30 protein-coding genes are annotated in these 18814 nt (G+C 58.5%); 13 read left to right on the forward strand and 17 right to left on the reverse strand.

Annotated features, from left to right (window positions below; all coding sequences use genetic code 11):
- Position 1: 1 nt before the first annotated feature.
- The 17 genes from CS390_RS15195 to CS390_RS15275 all read right to left on the reverse strand — a co-directional run bounded on the left by CS390_RS15195 (position 2) and on the right by CS390_RS15275 (position 10216).
- Complete coding sequence (locus CS390_RS15195; protein ID WP_099775247.1) at positions 2 to 1942, reverse strand: phage terminase large subunit family protein; 1941 nt, start codon at positions 1940 to 1942, stop codon at positions 2 to 4.
- Positions 1914 to 2456 carry a terminase small subunit gene (locus CS390_RS15200; RefSeq protein ID WP_099775248.1) on the reverse strand — a complete coding sequence of 181 codons (543 nt, stop codon included), beginning with the start codon at positions 2454 to 2456 and terminating at the stop codon, positions 1914 to 1916. The genes CS390_RS15195 and CS390_RS15200 overlap by 29 nt, the downstream gene beginning before the upstream one ends.
- A gap of 105 nt (positions 2457 to 2561) precedes the next feature.
- On the reverse strand, positions 2562 to 2879 hold the full coding sequence (locus CS390_RS15205; RefSeq protein WP_099775249.1) for a phage holin family protein: 318 nt from the start codon (positions 2877 to 2879) through the stop codon (positions 2562 to 2564).
- A gap of 224 nt (positions 2880 to 3103) precedes the next feature.
- Positions 3104 to 3592: a hypothetical protein gene (locus CS390_RS15210; protein ID WP_099775250.1), complete on the reverse strand. Its 489-nt coding sequence runs from the start codon at positions 3590 to 3592 to the stop codon at positions 3104 to 3106.
- Between the two features lie 59 nt (positions 3593 to 3651).
- Positions 3652 to 3993, reverse strand: a complete 342-nt coding sequence (locus CS390_RS15215) for an antiterminator Q family protein (RefSeq protein WP_099775251.1) — start codon at positions 3991 to 3993, stop codon at positions 3652 to 3654.
- A 9-nt stretch (positions 3994 to 4002) separates the two neighbouring features.
- Positions 4003 to 4320, reverse strand: a complete 318-nt coding sequence (locus CS390_RS15220) for a hypothetical protein (protein ID WP_099775252.1) — start codon at positions 4318 to 4320, stop codon at positions 4003 to 4005.
- Entirely contained in the window at positions 4317 to 5618 is a 1302-nt protein-coding gene (locus CS390_RS15225) for a site-specific integrase (RefSeq protein WP_099775253.1), read from the reverse strand. The genes CS390_RS15220 and CS390_RS15225 overlap by 4 nt, the downstream gene beginning before the upstream one ends.
- On the reverse strand, positions 5615 to 6043 hold the full coding sequence (locus CS390_RS15230) for a VRR-NUC domain-containing protein (RefSeq protein ID WP_099775254.1): 429 nt from the start codon (positions 6041 to 6043) through the stop codon (positions 5615 to 5617). The genes CS390_RS15225 and CS390_RS15230 overlap by 4 nt, the downstream gene beginning before the upstream one ends.
- Positions 6040 to 6336 (reverse strand): DUF1364 domain-containing protein, encoded by a 297-nt coding sequence (locus CS390_RS15235; RefSeq protein WP_099775255.1) that lies wholly within the window; start codon positions 6334 to 6336, stop codon positions 6040 to 6042. The genes CS390_RS15230 and CS390_RS15235 overlap by 4 nt, the downstream gene beginning before the upstream one ends.
- On the reverse strand, positions 6333 to 6536 hold the full coding sequence (locus CS390_RS15240; protein WP_256587500.1) for a hypothetical protein: 204 nt from the start codon (positions 6534 to 6536) through the stop codon (positions 6333 to 6335). Before CS390_RS15240 ends, CS390_RS15235 begins: the two co-directional genes overlap by 4 nt.
- Positions 6533 to 7201 (reverse strand): replication protein P, encoded by a 669-nt coding sequence (locus tag CS390_RS15245; protein WP_099775256.1) that lies wholly within the window; start codon positions 7199 to 7201, stop codon positions 6533 to 6535. Before CS390_RS15245 ends, CS390_RS15240 begins: the two co-directional genes overlap by 4 nt.
- The gene (locus tag CS390_RS15250; RefSeq protein ID WP_099775257.1) at positions 7198 to 7965 is read right to left on the reverse strand and encodes a helix-turn-helix domain-containing protein; all 768 of its coding nucleotides are present in this window, start codon (positions 7963 to 7965) and stop codon (positions 7198 to 7200) included. Before CS390_RS15250 ends, CS390_RS15245 begins: the two co-directional genes overlap by 4 nt.
- An 11-nt stretch (positions 7966 to 7976) precedes the next feature.
- Positions 7977 to 8642, reverse strand: coding sequence for a Rha family transcriptional regulator (locus CS390_RS15255; RefSeq protein ID WP_099776719.1), 666 nt, complete (start codon positions 8640 to 8642; stop codon positions 7977 to 7979).
- Between the two features lie 143 nt (positions 8643 to 8785).
- The gene (locus tag CS390_RS15260; protein ID WP_099776721.1) at positions 8786 to 9403 is read right to left on the reverse strand and encodes a hypothetical protein; all 618 of its coding nucleotides are present in this window, start codon (positions 9401 to 9403) and stop codon (positions 8786 to 8788) included.
- 135 nt (positions 9404 to 9538) lie between these two features.
- Positions 9539 to 9724 (reverse strand): hypothetical protein, encoded by a 186-nt coding sequence (locus CS390_RS15265; RefSeq protein WP_099775258.1) that lies wholly within the window; start codon positions 9722 to 9724, stop codon positions 9539 to 9541.
- An 18-nt stretch (positions 9725 to 9742) separates the two neighbouring features.
- Complete coding sequence (locus tag CS390_RS15270; RefSeq protein ID WP_099775259.1) at positions 9743 to 9943, reverse strand: hypothetical protein; 201 nt, start codon at positions 9941 to 9943, stop codon at positions 9743 to 9745.
- A 33-nt stretch (positions 9944 to 9976) separates the two neighbouring features.
- Entirely contained in the window at positions 9977 to 10216 is a 240-nt protein-coding gene (locus CS390_RS15275) for a hypothetical protein (RefSeq protein WP_099775260.1), read from the reverse strand.
- A gap of 38 nt (positions 10217 to 10254) precedes the next feature.
- Between CS390_RS15275 and CS390_RS15280 the strand changes: the two genes are divergently transcribed.
- From CS390_RS15280 to CS390_RS15340, 13 genes are all read left to right on the forward strand, one after another.
- On the forward strand, positions 10255 to 10866 hold the full coding sequence (locus CS390_RS15280) for a hypothetical protein (RefSeq protein ID WP_157767147.1): 612 nt from the start codon (positions 10255 to 10257) through the stop codon (positions 10864 to 10866).
- Complete coding sequence (locus CS390_RS15285; RefSeq protein ID WP_099775262.1) at positions 10844 to 11719, forward strand: hypothetical protein; 876 nt, start codon at positions 10844 to 10846, stop codon at positions 11717 to 11719. Before CS390_RS15280 ends, CS390_RS15285 begins: the two co-directional genes overlap by 23 nt.
- Positions 11720 to 11874: 155 nt before the next feature.
- A complete protein-coding gene (locus CS390_RS15290) occupies positions 11875 to 12591 on the forward strand; it encodes a hypothetical protein (RefSeq protein WP_256587502.1) in 717 nt (238 codons plus the stop codon).
- 627 nt (positions 12592 to 13218) lie between these two features.
- On the forward strand, positions 13219 to 13425 hold the full coding sequence (locus CS390_RS15295; protein ID WP_099775264.1) for a hypothetical protein: 207 nt from the start codon (positions 13219 to 13221) through the stop codon (positions 13423 to 13425).
- 69 nt (positions 13426 to 13494) lie between these two features.
- Entirely contained in the window at positions 13495 to 13935 is a 441-nt protein-coding gene (locus CS390_RS15300; RefSeq protein WP_099775265.1) for a tellurite resistance TerB family protein, read from the forward strand.
- Positions 13932 to 14153 (forward strand): hypothetical protein, encoded by a 222-nt coding sequence (locus tag CS390_RS15305; protein WP_099775266.1) that lies wholly within the window; start codon positions 13932 to 13934, stop codon positions 14151 to 14153. The genes CS390_RS15300 and CS390_RS15305 overlap by 4 nt, the downstream gene beginning before the upstream one ends.
- Before the next feature lie 98 nt (positions 14154 to 14251).
- A complete protein-coding gene (locus CS390_RS15310) occupies positions 14252 to 14521 on the forward strand; it encodes a hypothetical protein (protein WP_099775267.1) in 270 nt (89 codons plus the stop codon).
- Positions 14518 to 15063 carry a helix-turn-helix domain-containing protein gene (locus CS390_RS15315; RefSeq protein ID WP_099775268.1) on the forward strand — a complete coding sequence of 182 codons (546 nt, stop codon included), beginning with the start codon at positions 14518 to 14520 and terminating at the stop codon, positions 15061 to 15063. Before CS390_RS15310 ends, CS390_RS15315 begins: the two co-directional genes overlap by 4 nt.
- Positions 15064 to 15308: 245 nt before the next feature.
- Positions 15309 to 15722, forward strand: a complete 414-nt coding sequence (locus CS390_RS15320) for a hypothetical protein (protein WP_256587503.1) — start codon at positions 15309 to 15311, stop codon at positions 15720 to 15722.
- Positions 15723 to 15731: 9 nt separating this feature from the next.
- On the forward strand, positions 15732 to 16331 hold the full coding sequence (locus tag CS390_RS15325) for a DUF1566 domain-containing protein (RefSeq protein WP_256587504.1): 600 nt from the start codon (positions 15732 to 15734) through the stop codon (positions 16329 to 16331).
- A gap of 65 nt (positions 16332 to 16396) precedes the next feature.
- The gene (locus CS390_RS15330) at positions 16397 to 17011 is read left to right on the forward strand and encodes a DUF1566 domain-containing protein (RefSeq protein ID WP_099775269.1); all 615 of its coding nucleotides are present in this window, start codon (positions 16397 to 16399) and stop codon (positions 17009 to 17011) included.
- 54 nt (positions 17012 to 17065) lie between these two features.
- On the forward strand, positions 17066 to 17422 hold the full coding sequence (locus CS390_RS15335) for a four helix bundle protein (protein ID WP_099775270.1): 357 nt from the start codon (positions 17066 to 17068) through the stop codon (positions 17420 to 17422).
- 354 nt (positions 17423 to 17776) lie between these two features.
- Positions 17777 to 18778 carry an RNA-directed DNA polymerase gene (locus tag CS390_RS15340; protein ID WP_256587505.1) on the forward strand — a complete coding sequence of 334 codons (1002 nt, stop codon included), beginning with the start codon at positions 17777 to 17779 and terminating at the stop codon, positions 18776 to 18778.
- Positions 18779 to 18814: the final 36 nt, after the last annotated feature.

Genomic DNA, 18814 nt, shown 5'->3' on the forward strand with positions numbered 1-18814 from the left:
ATCAACGTCTCTTCAGATAGCCACTGCTTGAGCTGCGGCGGCTTGAGGTGGTGGCAACTGGAACAGGATCTGCGGGTGGGGGTGGTGCATCGAGCACCAAGCCAAATCTTTGCTGGGCAACACGTAGCATCGCGAGCGCGCCCACCGCGCAGTCCAGCGCCTCGTTGCGACGATTCTTGCTATCCCAGCGATAAACTCGACGGCCTCTTTCAAACTTCGGCACCTTGACCTCGGCGGTCAGTTGCCTAAGTTCGTCCTCGTCACAAATGTCACTGTTAGCCGGTAAGTGCATGACACCAGGAATCACCTTCCCAGGCTCTGGCTGCATGCGCAGGCGGCTATAGATAAGCTCTTTGGCATTGTCAGTGCCAATCATCGTCAAATAGACGCCAGCTTTATGTTTTGTACGTGGAAAGTCCGCAATTGGCCGTCCATAGATGCTGTGCCCCTTGGTGGGGATGACCCAGAGAACGCCATGCCTGCGGCTCTCTGCGTAGACCTCGTCGGTGTAATTACCACCTGAGTCCCACCCCCAAAGCACAACGCGCATCTGTACGCCGTCTTCTCGCAGGTACTGCTTATGCAGGCGCTGAGCGACTTGATTGCGCAACTCCTCGCTCGCAGGATTTCCGTACAAAATCCATCGATCAACGAGCCAAGATTCCTCTCCAGCAGCCCAGGCCCAGACCCGCGCTTCATAACGGTCATTCTGGGTATCGATAAAGCCGGTCAGCGTTACGGCGCGCGCAGGAAGGTTCTGCCAGATTTCTCTACGTGCATATAAGTGCTCCCATTCAAGCTTGGTGCCCCGCTCCTCTTCCCAGGTTTCGCCCAGCGTCGTATTGGTAAACGTCTTGAGCGTGTTGGCAGCTCCCTTAGCCAGCAAGAACTCCGTAGCAATCCGCGCCCAGGTGGTGAACGGGCTATAGGCGGTCCAGATGTGAAACGAGACCGAATCAGGAGTTGGCACGTCTTGGGCGTCAGCGTCGAAGAAGCTAAACCCATCTCGAGTCCAGATCGATGTACGTTCGCATACCCAACGCCCTTTAGCCTGCTGATCCTGCATTTCATGCTGCTGAATGACACAGGCGTTCGCCTCGCACTGGTACCAAGCCCCCTGAGGTTTGCCCGGATCCCATTTAATGCCAAAGCCACAATCCTTACCGCCCCATTTCAGACTCTGCTCAGCGCCACAGTGCGGGCACGGAATGTGAAACCTGAATAGGTGTGGTGATTCATTAGCAGCAGCCTCGATCTGGCAGCCACCCTCATCGACCGGCCCCTTGATTTTCGGCGTACTTCCTCGGATGGACTTCGGAAAACTAGAGCCTTCCACCCGCTTATCGCCGAGGAATGTCGGCGATCCTTCCTTTTCAACGTCGTAATCGAAGGCGGCAAGTTCGTCATAAATGACTGTGTCGACAGACAGCTCACGATAGTTTTTGGCGGCAGCACCACCACGACAGAACAGCTGTTTCCCATGACTAAACCGCTTGGCATCTAGCGTGCTATCACGATGGTTTTTTATGCCGTACCACGGGGCCAGCTCACGAACGACCGGCACGTCACGGATCATCGTCTCGATCTGAGACTTCATGAATCCATCTGAGCTGGCGTCGCTCGGAACCAAGAAAAGGATGTTGCGGCGTTTGTGCTCCACCATGTAGCCGGCAGCAGCGATCAAAAGTTTTGAATAGCCGACACGGGCAGACTTGAGCACGTTGACCGTGCGAATCTCGTCGTTCCCCATGGCGTTAAGCATCGCCACTTGAAATGGTAGAGTCTCCCAACGGCCCTCTTGGTAGGAGGACTCACTGGAGAGATAGAAATTCTCATCAGCCCATTCGACGGGCGTCTGTGGCGGTTTTCTTGCCAAGCCCTGTAGGCCAACTTTCATCGCCGCTTGGCAAGCCTCAATCTGCGCTATCGATAAACTCGTCATGCCATTCTGGCAACCTATCGGAAGACTGCGCGATCAGGTTTCGCGCCTTCGTGATCTCTCTGCTGATTGAGTCCAGCTGACCAGGCGTCAGGTCGGGGTGCCTGCGCCTGAGAGTCATAACCAGCGTGTCGAAGATAGATGCAGCAGCAGGTATGAATTTGCCGAAGGCGAAACTGAAGAACTCGACCGGAATCAATCTCCGCTGAGTCACCTCGTTCTTCAGCTCTTGGCTCTCTGCCTGGGCAGAGGTCAGGCGCAAACGCTCTTGGGTTAGCTTGTGCTCAGCAAGAGGATCGATGCCATCGACAGAATCAGCCTCAGGTTGGTGTTTCCGCTCCAAAAGCGCCATGCGATTTTCGAGCACAGAGCGGACATCAAAAAAGGCTTCGCGACCTATCCTCGCCACCGGCTGAACGCGCCATTTATCAAAGGCTTGGGTAGTTATTCCGAGGCTCGCCGCCATCCTGCTTTTGTTGAGCCAGTGGGGCTGCCGAGTGATGTCTGATCCGCTCATGACTAAACAACAACCAACCCCTCAAAAAATTTTGTATGTAGCTGGCTACCGCGAGTCCCGCTACCCGTGCCCTCCAAATACCGCCAGGGTCCCCGCCACTGCTGGCTACGGCGGGCTGATCCCGGCCTTCTTGGCCAGGAACCGGGTGTACAGGCCGCCCGCTACATCAGCTCCGATAACCGCAATGACGATACCCAAGCCCGCAGCAAGGTAGAGATTGCTCCACAGAGCCATCGCGAGCAGCAGGGTCGCCATGCCGAGCAGGCCAGACGCCAAGAAGCGCAAAGCCACGCGCTGGAGGATCTGCCGAAGACCAAGGTCAGTGCCTGAAGCTCGCAGCATCTCCCCAGACAAACCGGCCATGCTCAACAGCACCAACAGCCAAAGGGGCACATCAGCGAGCGCCTGATGCTCAGAGTTCATCCGTAGTCCTCAAATAGGTCCGACCCCAATGTCACTGTCATCCGCTTGGCGCAAAGAGCCAGGCATGGGGCCGAAAACGAAAAAGCCCAGCACGATGGCTGGGCTCAAGAAAGCAAAAAGCCCGCCTAAGTAGACGGGCTTTGCACGCGGAAAAACCGCAAAGTAACGTAAAAACTACAGACTTAAACCGGTGTTGTCAACTACACGACAAAGCGAAGACTTACTCAGCTCCCGCTCGCATTGCCTTGAGCGGCTTGAATGCACTCCATCGCTGCCACAATGTACTTCTGGTGATACTCAACAAACTGTTCTTTGTTGCCGCCAATCAAGCCCTGCCAAGACAGCGCTGCATCTGAGGAGGCGTCTCCACAGCTCACGAAAGGTGCGAACAGCACTCGGAAGCGCGCCCCTTCATCCTGAAGTTTGTTCAAAGCAATTGCCTGATTGCGAATCGCCTTTCCATCCATAGCCCCGGTCTTGGCCTGTGCATGCCCCTTGTCAACCGTTTCACTCAAGCGCTGCATAAACTGCATGGCCTCATCTGGCGTGATCCTGGCAGCGGCTTTTTGAGCTTCGATTTGCTTGCGGCCCCGCTCCGCTGCTTCAGCGCTTACAGGCCCACCCGGTGACAAGTCAATGACTCGCAGCTTTTCCTCGGCATTCGCAGCCAGCGCCAAGCCAAGACAAAAAACTGCTCCAAACGTCCTTTTCATCAGCTAAATCCTATGTAGGTGATACCCTAATGATATCACCCGCACTTAGGGATGACAGATCAAGCCACCTCTCGCCTGCTTTCGAGCGCACCATCAATCCAAGCAACCCCTGTTTTCCACATCTGCCTTGTTTTCTCCACCTTAAAACCAAGTTTCTTCCCAACATCAGACAATGCGGTGTTGCGCGAGGTGTAATACCCCATGATCACCTTGCCGCACTCCGGGTAACGCTTAAGGAGCCGCCCGACAAGGCGATCAATCTTTAGCGCATCGTCATCGGTGATCATGGGGTCGAGAATCGTATTTTCCCGAGACGCGCAGCAAGAGACTCCCGAGCCAAGCACAACCCACCGCCCCCAGTGCTCGAGTAAGTCCTCTGCAGTTCTCTCCAAATGGCTCATGGCGCCTCCTCAATCCCCAGTGAAATTCGCACCGCCGGCACCGCGACGGTTGCTTCCTGTGTACAGCGCCTCCGGCCCAGTGGCCCGAGGGTGTTTCAATTCGTTGATGTACCGCTGAGCGGCCTGCAGGCGCAGACTCAATTGGGTGACCAGCTCTTCCAGTGGAAGCGCTTCACCGGTGCCTGCATCAACCCAGCCGGACACGTTGCACGCCATGCATGGGCGCGGGCCGTAGAGCCCATTGACGGCGGCCTGGCCGCGACATTCTGGGCAGGCGGTCAAAGGCATTAACTGCCGAGAGAACTCAGGGCGAGGGCTCTTTTTCATGCCTTTGAATCCTCGCTAATAACAAATTCGGTAAGGTTGCTTGAAGCTGCGCCATTAGCGGGCTGCATGCGATTCCGTGAAATCTCGGATAAGGCCTCTTTAAGGCCGTGAATGGCGCTGAAGCCGATACCGTCAAGCCACGCGTGCCACTTTTCCAGAGCCGCTCTGCGCTGCTGCATAGCCTGGGTGTGGATGTAAGTGCTGGCAATCTTGCCTAGCGAGTGGTTGAGCAGCATCTCGCCGATATGACCGTCGATACCGAGGTCGGTCCAGGTGGTGCGGGAGACCTTGCGCAGGTCATGGCTGGTCCAGGCGCCCTTCCCCAGCCGGGTGAACACGGCACTGGCCTGAGCCTCACTCAGCGGCTGACCACGGCGGCTCGGGAACAGGTAGGCTCCATCGTAACCATGAGCCTGCTGGATAGCTCGATAGCGGACCAGCAGCGCCCTGAGCTGAGCAGTCAGCGGCAAGCGGTGCTCGGTGCGGGTCTTCGTGTGCGCTGCGGGGATGAACCACTCGGCCGCTGCCAGCGAGATGTCACTCCAGCGCGCACGGCGGGTTTCACCGATCCGCGTGCCGTGGGCAAGCATCATCAGGGCGAGCATGGCGTCACCGGGCGCTGCATCGAACGCCTGGACCAGCTTCTGAATCACCTCAGGAAGCTGCACGTCTCGCAGGCGCGCTGCCTTGGGCAGGATCTTGGCCTTGGTGAAATCACTAAAGCGCATCCCGGCCATGGGGTTGCGATCGATGAGGCCCAACTGCAGGGCCTGGCGGAAGGCAGTCAGCAGCAGCGCGAACATCTGGCGCAGGTACGATAGCGACACTTCGGCCTGACACGGCCACATCAGAAGCTTGTCGAGGCTGTCGGCACAGACATCAACCATCGCCAAGTAATGCAGGCGCGGCTTCAGGTGCCGGGCGATGGCGGAGCGAGCGCCGGCCTTACGCTTGGCCGACAGCGAGCGGTCACGGGACATCCGGTCACCGTACCAGTCCAGTAGCCGGCCAACGGTATCCATGCCCGAAGCAACCGGCGCAGTGGCTGGGTCACGCATCAGGCGTTGCCGCAGTGCCGGCAGCACCTCCAGCACCGCCGCAACGCTCAGGTCTGGCCAGCGAGCGATTGGCACCCACCGCTTACCGCGCACCAGATGCCAGGTGCCACGGTCGCGAGTACTCCAGAAGCGCAGGTATAGGCCCGGGTGGCGAGGATCGCGCAGGTCGCGCACAGACCTATCGGAAGCCTGGCGGCGCAGCTCGGCCTCGCTGAACTTCACTTCCCGCGTCGCACTCATGCGGCCACCTTGGTCGGCGCCATGCGCAGATAGGCCCGGATCTGCTCCATGGCATCAAAGTGCCCCCGGCAAACGACCGCGAGGTAGCCCTGCTCGTTCAATCGACGCAAGCAGGCGGACTGACTGGCTGACACGGGGGCAGGCTCAATGGTCGCCTTGAATTCGATGTACAGGCCGAAGTAACCACCCCGCGCCATCGTTAGCACCAGGTCAGGTATACCGGCCTTCACACCCTGCTGCTTCAACTTGGCCGCCACCAACTTGTGCCGGTGACCACCATTCGGGACATGGTAGATCAGCTCAAAGACCTGCGGGTAGCGCAGCTCGATCTCCCGCATCAGTGCGGCCTGCTCCAGGCCTTCGCGGTCAACAGGCTTGGCGCGGGACTTCTTCGTGCTGAATAGGGCTGGCTTGGCGGTCTTCATGCGGCAATCACCCCTTCGCGGATCAGCAGGGCCTGGGTACGCATTACGCCCTCGGCGTGGTGCTGACGGGCTTCGGCGCGACCGATCAACTGGCTGCGCCCGTCACAGGCGTCATGGCAGGCACTACATGCCCAGGCACCCTGCAGGTCATTCGGCTTCATGCCGACGCCGCAGGTGCCGGCCATCCGGTAATGGGCCAGCACAGTGGTTTCGGGATTGCCGTTGCAAACACCAGGAATGCGCACCTGGCACTCCCGGCCGCGCGCGGCCTTGGTCAGCTTGGATTGCTTCATTGGCGGTCGTCTCCGTGAAGATCGATGACAGTGAAAGTGGATGGCCACATACGCAGGCCATGAGTTCGCGCCGATGCTTCGTCGCGGTACAGGCCAACAGGCGGCTGGGGCTTATTGGTGAGGTCCAGCAGGTGACCGCAGGCGTACAGCGCCCAGCGGTACTCAGTGAGGTCAGGCGCAGCCAGCATCGGATCGGTCATGCGCGTGCACCTCGACCCGCACGCAGCGCCTGCAGCGCGGCACGCCCCACATCGAGAGTGCGTGGCGCGGGCGGTGCAGCAAGCTCGGCGACCGGTACCGGCCCCAGGCTCTCGCCTTTCCAAATCTTCCGGCACTGCGCCAGGTAGTGCTTCTCGAAGCAGCTCAGCCCGAGCTCACGCGACATCAACGGCAGGCTGTGGAAGCCTGCGGCGGCAGTTGCGTGATAAACGGCTGGATGCATCCACTTCGCCGACCCGCGCATGGCCGGGTGGCAGTTGCGCAGGCCTTGGGCGTAGGCCTTCTCGACGCTGGGCAGGCCCAAGCCTTCCGGCGCGAAGCACCAGCTGACGAACACGCCCGGCGCCGGAACGAACGCGGACTTGCTCGCGCTCAGCACGCGCATGCCGTGGTCGATCTGCTCGAGGCGAGTGATCCCGGAACGCATGAACTCGCCGAGCCATTCCAGCTTGGCCGCATCCATCACGGAAGGTGTTGGCCAGGATTGGCGCCAAGCACCGCAGGCGCCGCGCAACCGCAGGAACAAATCCTCAATGACCTGCTGGGTTGCTGGATCAATCGGTACATGGCCTGGCTCAGCCGGTGGCTGGTAGGTCGGATCGGTTTTGCGATTGGCGAGGAGTTGTCGAACATTGGTCGCGGTCACAGGCGCACCCCCTTCTGTGCCCAGTTGGATTTGGTCTCGTCCAGCTCTGCTTCGGCTGCAGCCTTGGCCTTCTCGCTCTTGAGCCACTTGGCCAGGCGGAAGCACCAGCCGCCATTGCTGTCGAACACCTTGGGTCTAGCGACGAAGAAGCCCAGGAAGCTCTTCAGCGCCTCTTCGGTGAGCGCTTCAAGGGTGAGCCCGGCCAGGGTCAGTTGGGCGGACACCTTGTCGACCGGTGGATTCCATTCGGCGAACATGGCGAACCGTTGAAGGTCGTCCTGAGACTCCAGCGCCTGGCGATCTTGATCGGCGATCACATCCTGCAACTCGCGCGGCTGCTGCTCTTCGGTTACTTGATGGTTAAGTGACGGATTGGGTGCAATGGCTGCACCCCGTTCTGTCGTAGATTGCACCCCGTTCTGCCGTACGTTGCACCCCGTGTCGTCAGTTGCACCCCGTTCATTACGAGGTGCAGCCACTGCACCCCGCTTGATCTGGAGGTCGTAAACCACAGGGCGGCGGTCGTGACGATCGATGTACACAGCAGCCAGTGCCTGGTTACCTCGAACGATCAGGCCCTTCTCTTCCAGCAGATCCAGCTTCGACCGCACAGTGCGCTCTGAGAGGCCCGTGTCTTCGGTCAAGGTCTTGGCCGATGGGAAGGCGCCACGGCCGTCGGTACCGGCATAGCTGGCAAGGCACAACAGCACGTGGCGTGCGCTTGAGTCTTTCCCGAGGTCGCGACGAGAGAGCGCCCAGGTCATAGCTTGAACACTCACAGGGATGCTCCAATATTCTTTTCGGCCAGCAGAGCAAGGCCTTTCGGTGTGACGAGAGGTTGATATGCAGCGCGATCGGCACCGGTTTCGGCATCCGGCTTCAGGGCGGTGACCTTGTGGACCATAAGACCGGCGCTGATGCGAGGCTGATAGGCGATCCAGCGCGTCGATCCGTTGCGATGGAAGATCCAGCGATGCTGCTGAAGCCAGGCGAACAGCTTCGAGGGCGGAACTTGCAGATGCTTGGCGGCATCAGTGATGCAGATCGCTCCACCAGCGCCAGCAAGACGCTGGATAGCAGCTACCTTCGGAGCCTGGCGCTCGATGACACCCTGCAGTTTTTGGTTTTGTTCAACCTGCTCGGCAGCGAGGCGCAGTGCCTCAGCGAAATTGGTCGGCACCTGGAGGCGAGCAACCACCCCACTCTCCAGCTCCTGCCAGCGGTCGATGATCTTGGCGCGCAGTTGAGCGTTGTACCCAGAGACCAGCACCAGCGTGTCACGCTGGCTAAGCAAGAACTCTGGATAGACCCGGCCGTTCTGCGGGTGCGTGTAGGGGGTCTCCTCAGATTTGAGGACACCCTGTTTGACCAAGGCGCGGGCATCGCGCAGCACGTTGTCGTGGCTTTTCCCGGTCAGCTCGGCGATCTCTCGCGACGACATGACCTGTCGCGTCAGATTCGCGGTGATGCCTGAACCTGACGCGCCAGTGGCGCTATTGCCTGCATCGATTGCAGTGTGCATAATCGACTCCACGTTGTTGTTGAAGAAGCCGGTCTAGCCACCGGCTTTTTTGTGCCTGCGATTCAGGCGATTGATTTCAGTGCCGGCCGAGCATTCGCCAGAAGCTCCTCAGCCCTACGGCCTAACTCCCCTGCCCTTGCTTCAACTTGGCGGCATTGCTTGGCGAACGCTGGCAGGTGAGGCAGGTCCTCCTCGCACATCACTTGGTCATCAAAGACTTCACTACCGGTATCGATCACATCGCCCAGCGCACGAACTAGTGCGCCGAAGCTTTTGTTCGCGCACTGCTGGCTTTCCATTTGGCGAGCACCGATCAGACCGTGCCGGCTAGCGAGTTCATTCACGCAGTGGTCGCGAAACTCTGGCTCTAGCGCGCTCACCCATGCCTCTTCCAGCCAGGACGGCAGGTCCTGATCACCGGAGAGCCAGCGCTGAACGCGCTTAAGCCAGCGGCCGGTTGCCTTCACAAACTCGGTAACGTCGCCGGCGAATTTGGTAGAGCTAAAATCCGGGACTTCCTTTGCTTTTGCCTTGTCCGGGCAGGACCGGTGCAGCTCGCGACTCAAGGCATGAGCAAAGTCGTCCTGGCTTAGGCTGGTGCGTGCAATTTGGTTCTGGGCGTGAGCAACCAACACCTGATCGCGGGTTTGAATCGAGTGTCTGAAGCTGGACGTATCCATGTAATTCTCTCGCTCGTAATCTGGGTTCATAGAAATCTGTTTACTGATCAAGGCCGCATCCATGACCAACTTTTCTCGTCCCTCAATAGAGACCCCGTTCATTCGTTGCGGGCGGCCCCTAATTAGGGAAGGCCATTACCTCTTCAGGGGAAACGGGACAACGTTGCTACTGGGCTTTTTGCTAGGGATGGCATCCATCAGCCGCATGAGCGTTGCCACCACCTCTTCGGAGGTCATGCCCTTCTCCGCCCCCCACTGCGCCAGCTCCGCTTGGTCGCTCCTGCTAAGACTCTTCACCACGTTCTCCACTACGTCGGGCATAACGCCTCCTTGGCCTGATCAGGCGCGCTTCTCCAAACCGAATGGCAGCTCGCCGTGCTCTCGCCTGAACTTCAGGGCGGCTTCGACGATTTCGCGAGCCAGTACGCTGTGTTGACGCTTGACCTCACAGGCGACGTCTTTCAGCTCTTGAAAGACCTCGTCATCGAAGCGCGACTTCACCTGGTGCTCATGCCGGTGCGTCTTGTCGTCGTAGGCCATGGTGGTATCCGTATCCGGAGGGGAAGGATTGGGTTAGGCGGCGGACTTGGTCGGCGCCGTTTCGGAGAGAAGCCGAGAGACCTTGAGCGGCTTGCCGTTGGCTTTGGCCAGAGCAGCAATTCTCTCGGAATACTTCGTTTCGCCGGTGTATTCGGTGCGCGGGAGGCAACCAGAGGCGAGCCACTTGTAGACGGCTCTTGGTGTTTTCCCGCAGGCGAGCGCTACCGCGGCAACGCCGCCAGCGTCTTCGATTGCTTTTCTGAGTGCCTGCATTGGAACCCCAACGGAAATATGAACTGTAAGTACATATTATGTCGGAACTGAAAGTACATGCAAGCGCATGCGATATTGAACCAATGGTTCAAGCAGACGAAATGAGAAAGGCCTTTGTGGCCCGGCTGAAGATTGCACTAGCAGCCAATGAGATCCCCGAGAGGGGGGCTGGCGCTCGGCTGGCGGAAATTGTGAAGACCACGCCAAAAGCGACTAGCAAGTGGCTGAATGCCGAATCAATGCCGCGCGGGACAAATATGCGCATAGTGGCTGAGGCTCTCAAAGTGAGAGCTGAGTGGCTTGAGTATGGCGTACCCCCAATGCGCGATGGCGATCCCAATAGCTTTGACGCATGGGTCGGGGAGCGGATGCGTGAAGTTGGAAATCCTCATCAGCCAGCAGGCAGCAATCTCCCTCGGACTGGCCACGGGAACGCTTCTACTGAGTCACTTATGGCTATTTCTAGCCCGAGATCTCAGGATGCTCTCGCAAAAATCATTGCTGCAGTCGAACGCGGTCGACTAACCGAGGAAGACATCATTCTCCTAGAGCAGATCGCCACCAAAATTGCCGGGGCGCCTGACGCCAAAAATACCAATGCAAAGCTTAGGGAAAAGTTAGCTCTCGATGATCCACATCCTCCAAAGTAGTGCTTTCGGCGGCCAGATCAGATCGCCAAAGAAGACGGGCATCAATCCGATATTCCGGGCTAAAATCACAGTTGATGGCGTTTCTCTGCGCTGCTACGTGAAACCCATGCCTGATTTCTACCTTGAGCAGGACGGGTCTTCGTTCCTAAATCGGGAAATCACCAGCGAGTCATTGGGATATGTCCTAGCCAAGGCATCTGGCCTAGCTACCGCCGATGCTGCCGGCGTTATCGTATTGGAACGTGAGATGATTCCCGCAGATGCCCTTAAAAAGCTGGACGCCATAACACACGGCGGCCCTCAGGACTCATTTCTGGCCTGGTTTAGCCAAGATATGACCTATCCAAATCTTGTGGAAAAATTCGTAGACGCTCCATGGAACGCTTTCCAGCAGAAGCGGATCAAACAGCTTGCTGAGAAAATGGCGAAGCATGTCGATGCCCCAATGGTTGTGTCATTCGATGAGTGGACTCTCAACTCAGATCGGCACTTCGGCAATCTCTTGATTAGCCCGAAGGGCAGGCTGTACTTTATAGATCACGGTCGGATATTCCGGTACCCGTCCTGGGATCCTGTCACGCTTGGCCCGCTATCGTCAGTGTGTGAAAACAGGTTCAGGTCTATCATTGACCACTATGTACCAAGGTGGAGCACCCAGCTCCCTCTCAAAAGCGCCCGAGCTCTTGCTTACAATACGCTGTCGGTATCCTTCAAAAACCAGGGGATAGCCGCCGCCAGGTCGGTGCTCAAAAACCTGCTCATGGAGGAGCAAGAGGTGGATATGATTACTGACTTTTTAGCGCAGCGGCTTGAACCAAAAATGTACTGCAGCTTTGTAGGGGTGGTGGTTTGAGCGCCAGATCGCTCCGCGCCAAGCTTGCCGCCGACACGCAGCCGAGGAGCGTAAGAGGGAATTGGCGCCCGATCACTCTGTGTCTTGACGAGGACGCAGGAGAATTCCTTAACGTTGGCGTGGTTTTTTCCTATTCAGACCAAGTAGAGGTCAGGATGCTCGACTCCTTCGAGCGCTTGAAGTGCCTGTACGACAGCAGATTCAATGCGAACGATCTCATGCATTATCTGCAAGATATTGAGGAGTTCATTTACCGCAGCAAGGCTGAGCTGCCTGACGAGATAGATACTAATATCCGCTTGGGCGAGCCGCTTTTTGCCGCAGGCAATAATGCAGAAGCGGTTGTCACCGAGTTCTTTGACGATGTTGTTACCCTAGCTAGGCCGAAAGGAACCCCACGCAACGCGAGCTTTCGATACACATCAACACCGAAGCTTAGGGATAACGTCTTTCAAATTATGCGTCAAAAGATGCATATGGCTGCATCAGCGATCATTCAGGAAGATCGTTTTCGGCTTCGCATGCGCTCAGGGAATGTGATAGATGTAGACACCCCGCTTCTCAGTGCCTCAGCAGCAGGATCAATTGTCTCTGCCTGGTACAAAAGCCCCTTAGTGGTGGAAAAGAATATCCTTCAAGCATCTTCCGATCTCATGATTGTCGCCAGTAATAGCGATAGAAAGGCATCAATGTCTATTTTGGTACCTGACGAAGAAAGCGGCATGGACACTATTGAATACCGCCGGGTAAACGATGCCATCCATCGGCAGCTCGACCGCTTGCGACATTCGGGCGTCGAGGTAATCGAAGCAGGCTCCACTGATGCTTTAGCCAACGACACAATCAAGTGGTGGGAAGGCCGCGTAGCGTAGCCTCGACCAGTATCTGAAAAGCCCGCCAAGTGCGGGCTTTTTTGTGTCTGCTGCTTTTTTATGTACTTTCAGTTCAGCAAATGCTTGACCAATGTGAACCATTGGTACATATTCACTTCGTCGCAGTCACTCAGCAGGGACCGCGCAAGCCCTAACCGGCAACCGCTCTTTACACAACCTGACGTTTCAAAGCACCGGCCGGGAAAGGCGGATAGCGTGACCATAGCCTTGAGGCTCCCTGGTTGCTCAGTGCTCACAGTGGCGACACTCCCTGAGCATGGCCGAATCGACCTCGGTAAGCCGGTGCAAGCAACAGAATTAGCGCCCTGAGCTTCGGCTATGAGGGGCGCCGGACTTGATGCAGCCCTGACCCACTCAACCGGGGCCAAACAGAGCTTTAGCGCTGCATCTCGTATGGACCTTTGAAGGCGCCGTCACCGCTGATTGACGGCGCTGGAGGAAGCTCGCGGCCCACCCCAGCGAATCGCGGACCTGCAATCAGCAGCGGGGAAGCGAACTGATCACCGCTGATGCAATACACCCGGCCTGTCGCCAGTAGCGAGGCCGGGATTTCACCAGATGCCACTCGTTGAGTGATATCCGGGAAATCAACCGGGAGATAGGGACATGGCTCAGTTCAACATCGATTCACACATAGGCAACGGTAAGCGCCTTGAGTGGCTTGCCCTGCCTGATAGGGGCGAGACGGTCGAAAGCATCGTGATCGCGGTACGCCGCGCAGCGATGAAGAAGTTCGGCGACGCGGTCTGGCTCAAGCGCTGGACACATGTCGTGGCCAGCAATGGCTTCGTAACGGTGCAGATGCATGCATGACCGATTTCACTGGCTGGCCTTGGCGACAGGGTCAGACGGGAAATCAACCACCACGCCAGAGGATTCACCATGTTGGGACTGAAAAAGCTGTTCGGCAAAGGCCGCGAGGCTCGCGCTGCACTGGGCAAGCTAGAAAACCGCGACCTGCTCCAGGCCATCGTTTACGGCTGTTTCTACGTAGCAGCCGCCGACGGCGATATCGAGTCCGCCGAGTTGGACAAGATCGACCGCCTACTGCGCAACGAACCCAAGCTGCAGGGCTTCGGGGCCGAACTGGGCAACCTGATCGACAAGGCCAAGGCCGACTTCAACGAGGGCGGCCCGCGCATCATCCGAATGAACGCTGAGCGCGAGCTAGGCGACTTGGCCCACACCCCTAGCGATGCAGAAACGGTCATCAACTTCATGCTGACCATCGCCGAGTCTGATGGCGAGATCGAGCCAGCGGAAATCGAGGTGCTGGAACGCGCAGCGGCGAAGCTGAACGTGCGCCTCAAGGACTATCTGTGACCGCCTGGCTCTCCGCCAACCCAGCAAAAGGCGTTTTGTTGGTGATGGTTGCTTTTCTGGCGTTCCTGATGATCGCCGCAAGCGTGATCAATCGCACATCCTGCGCTTGGTACGGCCAGCAAACCGAGCGTGAGACGCGCTATGCGGCGTTTGTCGGCTGCATGGTGAAAACCGGCGCAGGCTGGGTTCCGCGCAACGAGTTACGCACGCAGCAATAGAGCATCACTTCTGCCCACTCACTGAGTGGGCAGCGGGATGACACCAACTAGCTCTTCCCTGCCCGGTCGACGGGCATCAAAACCTAGAGGAAACCAACATGCATCCAGCCATGCAGGAGCGCGTGGAGGGCTTGGCTGCCCTTCGTCTGCGAGCCCACCTCGCAACCACGGACTTCTACGCAATGATCGGTCGACCAGCACCTGAGCAGACTGTGCGCTACCAGGTGGTCACCAAGGGCAAGGCCTATCACGTCGTGGAGCTAGCCACCGGCAAGACCAAGGGCTTTTGCTTCAGCTACAAGGCGGCGATGGTATTCGTTGAAGCCATGGAGGCAGCTGCAGGTCGCAAGCTGGTACCACGGCAATGATCGGCGAACCTATCCCAGATCCGCGCCATCAGATCCTGGCCGACCTTAACGCGAGGATTGAGCAGTTCTTTGCGGCTGGCGGTGAGGTCACTGAATTGACACCGCCCAAGTACGAGCCGCGACCGGCTGCCAAGTTCAACAACCAGGTACCGGCAGACGAGAAGAAAGCCGCAGCCCAGCGCCGCCGCGCCGAAGATGCAAAGCGTCTTGAGCAAATCCGCGAAATGGCCAAGACCATGACCTACAACGAAGCAGCCAGGGCAACCGGTTACTCCACGGCCACGCTTCATCGTATCGCCAAGCAAGGCGGCTTCCTGTTCAAGGTCAGCACCGCACGACGCGGCAAGGGTCGAGCCATCGACCGGGTGGCGGATGCGGCCAAGCTGGAGCAACTGAAGGCGCTGCGTGATGGCGGCCTGTCGCGCTACCAGGCATCCAAGCAGATGGGTATCAGCGACAAGCTGCTGGATCGGCTGATCAGCGACTACGAAATCGACTTCCCTGCCAGGCCGATCAGCAGTAGAGCGAAGCACGACCAATGATCATCGCCACCACCAACCACCTGGAGGCGATCAAGTACGCCGCCTGCATGGCTAGAGCAACCAGCACAGCCTGGGGAATCTATCGCACCAGCAATCGGCGGCTTTTCGTCATGCCCGCCACCGGCACACGCCAGCGAGCTCTGGAGGTGTGTCACCCATGATCCGCCGAATTTCAAACCGCGTCCGGCACGGCCGGCGCCAGCATCAGATTACTTTGCCGCCAAGCGGCTTGCGAGGTACCGGCAATGACCGAGAAGAAGACAGGAGCAGCCAAGCACTCGGCGGACTACCGCGAGAGGAAGAAGGCAGAAGCGGAACGCTTTGGTATCGAGACGCTGCCGGTAGAGATGGCGGCCAGGACTCGGGCTGGAATGGCGGAGGCGATGCAGGCTCACGGCTATACCCAGCTGCAAGAACTGCTGCAGGACCTGCACCGGTCGTTCCTGAGCGCTTCGCCAGAGGAGCAAGCGCGCCGACTTCAGCAACCTGACGCGCCAGCTTTTGAGATATCGCCAAAACTGGCGCGACAGTTCGACAAGGCTAGCCAGGCAGAACTGAAGCGTGATCCAGGCTGCGAAATCGAAGCGCCTAAACCACTCCCGCACGGCGAGCAGCAATGCAAAGCCGCCCAGCTCGACATCCTGCAACCCGCTCAATAAGGACGACCCATGCAAGCACCAAGCATCAGCATAAAGAACCTCACCCTTAACATTCATTCCTCGCCGAAGGCAGCCATGCCAGCCCTGGCCGTGCTCAGTGCGGCCCTCGCAGCCAGTGGCGCCATGAAGGCTGAAACCACAGCGCTTACTGATATCCCTGCCGTCGGCCAGGCATGGCCGGGCCAAGGCGGTGTCAACGGCGGTCTTGTCCCAGCGCGCGGCGATGTGGCGGCGCACTACCTGATCATTGCTGCTGCCGACATCGGCGACCACGAATGGGGCGGATACCGGGAAGAATCGAAGGCGACCAGCAAGACCGATGGCATGGCCAACACTGCCGCGCTGATCGAGGGCAATCACCCTGCCGCCAAGGCTGCTGCCAACTACACCGCGGACAATCACTGCAGTTTCTATCTGCCATCCGCTGCCGAGCTGTATCACTGCTGGGTGAACTGCCCCGAGGTGTTCGCGCAGGACTGCTACTACTGGTCGAGCTCGCAGCGCTCCGCCGACTACGCATTCCTCATGACCTTCGATGATGGCTATCAGACCAGCATCGGCAAGTACGACGAGCTCCGCGTCCGCCCCGTCCGCAGGTTGTTTATTTAATCCTTCATTCATTCAAATCAGGGCGCATCAGCGCCTTTTTTGTTGCCTTCAGAAAGGAGCAGCACATGAGCGCAGTAGAGAAAGTGGCACCTGCAGTACAGCTTCCCGAGATCGGCCAGCCATTCCAGGGTGGCTTTTTCTCTGGCGTCACCGTCGAGGGCGGCAAGCGCTACGCCAACATCACTGCCGGCGCAGCGCATGAGCTGGTCGGTGCCTGGGGCGAGTACGGCGTCAAGATCGAAGGCGCCGACAGCTTCACCGACAGTCGGGCGAACACTGAGGCCATGGCAGCCGCTGGCAGCGATCTGGCTCAGAAGGTGCTGGCTCTGGATATCGGCGGCTTCACCGACTGGGCGATCCCTGCCCGTGACGTGCAGGAGCTGCAGTACCGCAACTTCAAGCCGACCACTCGCGAGAACTACTGCTGGAACCGTGATGGCGATAACCCCAACAGCATTCCGGTTGGCCTGCTGTACACCGAGGAATCGCCTGCGCAGACCGCTATCGTGGCGTTCCGCGAAGACTCTCCGGAAGCCTTCCAGGAACGCTGGTACTGGTCATCATCGCAGCGCTCCGCCAACTACGCATTCAGCATGAGCTTCGATGTTGGCCTTCAGGACATCACCGACAAGGGCCACGAGCTCCGCGTCCGCCCCGTCCGCAGGTCGCTCATTGATTGATTCGTTTATTTAATCCGGCCGCTTGCGGCCGGTCGCTCTTGGAGGGCGAGCCGAATGGCAATGCACATGGACCTGCAGATATACAAGGCCTCGCTTGGCCTGCTGCAAATGGCCACGAACCTGACCCGAAACATACCGCGCGACCTGAAGCAGTCACTCGGTAAGCGCGTCATCGATGAGTGCATCGATGTCCTGATGTTGATCGCCAGGGCCAATGCCACACGGGACAAGCATCCTCACCTGATCCGGCTCGTCGAGAAGGTCCAGGTGATTGAGTTCCTGATGCGACTGTTCAAGGAAAGTCGCTTCATCAGCGTCTCGCAACACGCAAAGACGATGGAGGTCACCACCTCAATCGGAAAGCAGGCCAACGCCTGGAAGCGCTCCACCCCAACCGCGCCCGCTACCTGAGAGTTACGGCTTTCTGGTCTGTGCGAATTGAACCTGGTCGTGCCGCTGACCTGTGGTCACCGCCATGCGCACTCTGGATACCGCCGGCCTAAAGCGTCGGGCAGGTCCAGCGCAGTTTCCCTGCTGAAGATTCGGCAGGGCGACGTAGATAGCACGACTGGTCGCAGCGCTCCGCCAACAACGCATTCAACATGAACTTCGATGATGGCAATCAGAACAACAACGACAAGAACAACGAGCTCCGCGTCCGCCCCGTCCGCAGCTTCAACGCCCTACCCGTTCAGCGATCTAGTCCAGGCCTACTACGACTGCCGACGCTCCAAGCGCAACAGCGCCAGCGCACTGGCTTTCGAGATGAACCTGGAACGGAACCTGACAACGCTACACAGCGACCTGGTAACCGGCCAATACCGGCCAGGCCGCTCTATTTGCTTCGTCGTAACCCGACCCAAGGCCCGGGAGGTGTGGGCAGCGGACTTTCGGGACCGGATCGTTCACCACCTGCTGTACAACCATGTGGCCCCGCGCTTCTACGCCAGCTTCATAGCGGACAGCTGTGCCTGCATCCCAGGGCGCGGCACGCTTTACGCCGCCAAGCGTCTTGAGTCGAAGATCCGCAGCGCCACGCAGAACTGGTCGAAGCCGGTCTTCTACCTGAAGTGCGACCTGGCCAACTTCTTCGTCGCTATCGACAAGCAGGTGCTACGCCAGCAACTGGCGGCCAAGATTGATGAGCCTTGGTGGCTGGCCTTGGCCGAGCAGATCTTGATGCACGACCCGCGCTGGGATTACCTGACCCGCAGCCCGGCGCACCTGTTCAACCGAGTTCCGCAGCACAAACGCCTCACGGCGCAGCCTGCACACCTTGGTCTGCCAATTGGCAACCTGTCATCGCAGTTCTTCGCCAACGTCTACCTCGATGCTCTGGACCAATTCTGCAAGCACCGACTTAGGGCCAGACATTACGTCCGCTACGTCGATGACTTCGTTCTGCTGCACGAATCACCCCAGCAGTTGAATGCATGGATGGCTGAGATCGAAGCCTTCCTACCGAAGCTCGGAGCCAAGCTAAACCCGACGAAGACTATCCTGCAGCCGGTTGAGCGTGGCGTCGACTTCGTTGGTCATGTCATCAAGCCATGGCGCCGCACTACTCGGAAACGATCAGCGGCCCAGGCTATGAAGCGAACCGCTGCGGCCCCACCCGAGCAGCTTCGCGAAACCGCCAACAGCTACTTCGGCCTGATGACCCAGGCCAGCCACAGTCAGAAAGACCGCGCCGCCCTAGCCAATCTGGTGTTGCGGCGAGGGCGCGTCGTCAATGGCGATCTGACCAAGACATATCCGAAGCGGTAACCACCCTCTAACTCATCATGCCGCATCCGGCCTCGG

The organism is Pseudomonas sp. HLS-6 (assembly GCF_002753995.1).
GTDB classification, from domain to species: Bacteria; Pseudomonadota; Gammaproteobacteria; order Pseudomonadales; family Pseudomonadaceae; genus Aquipseudomonas; species Aquipseudomonas defluvii.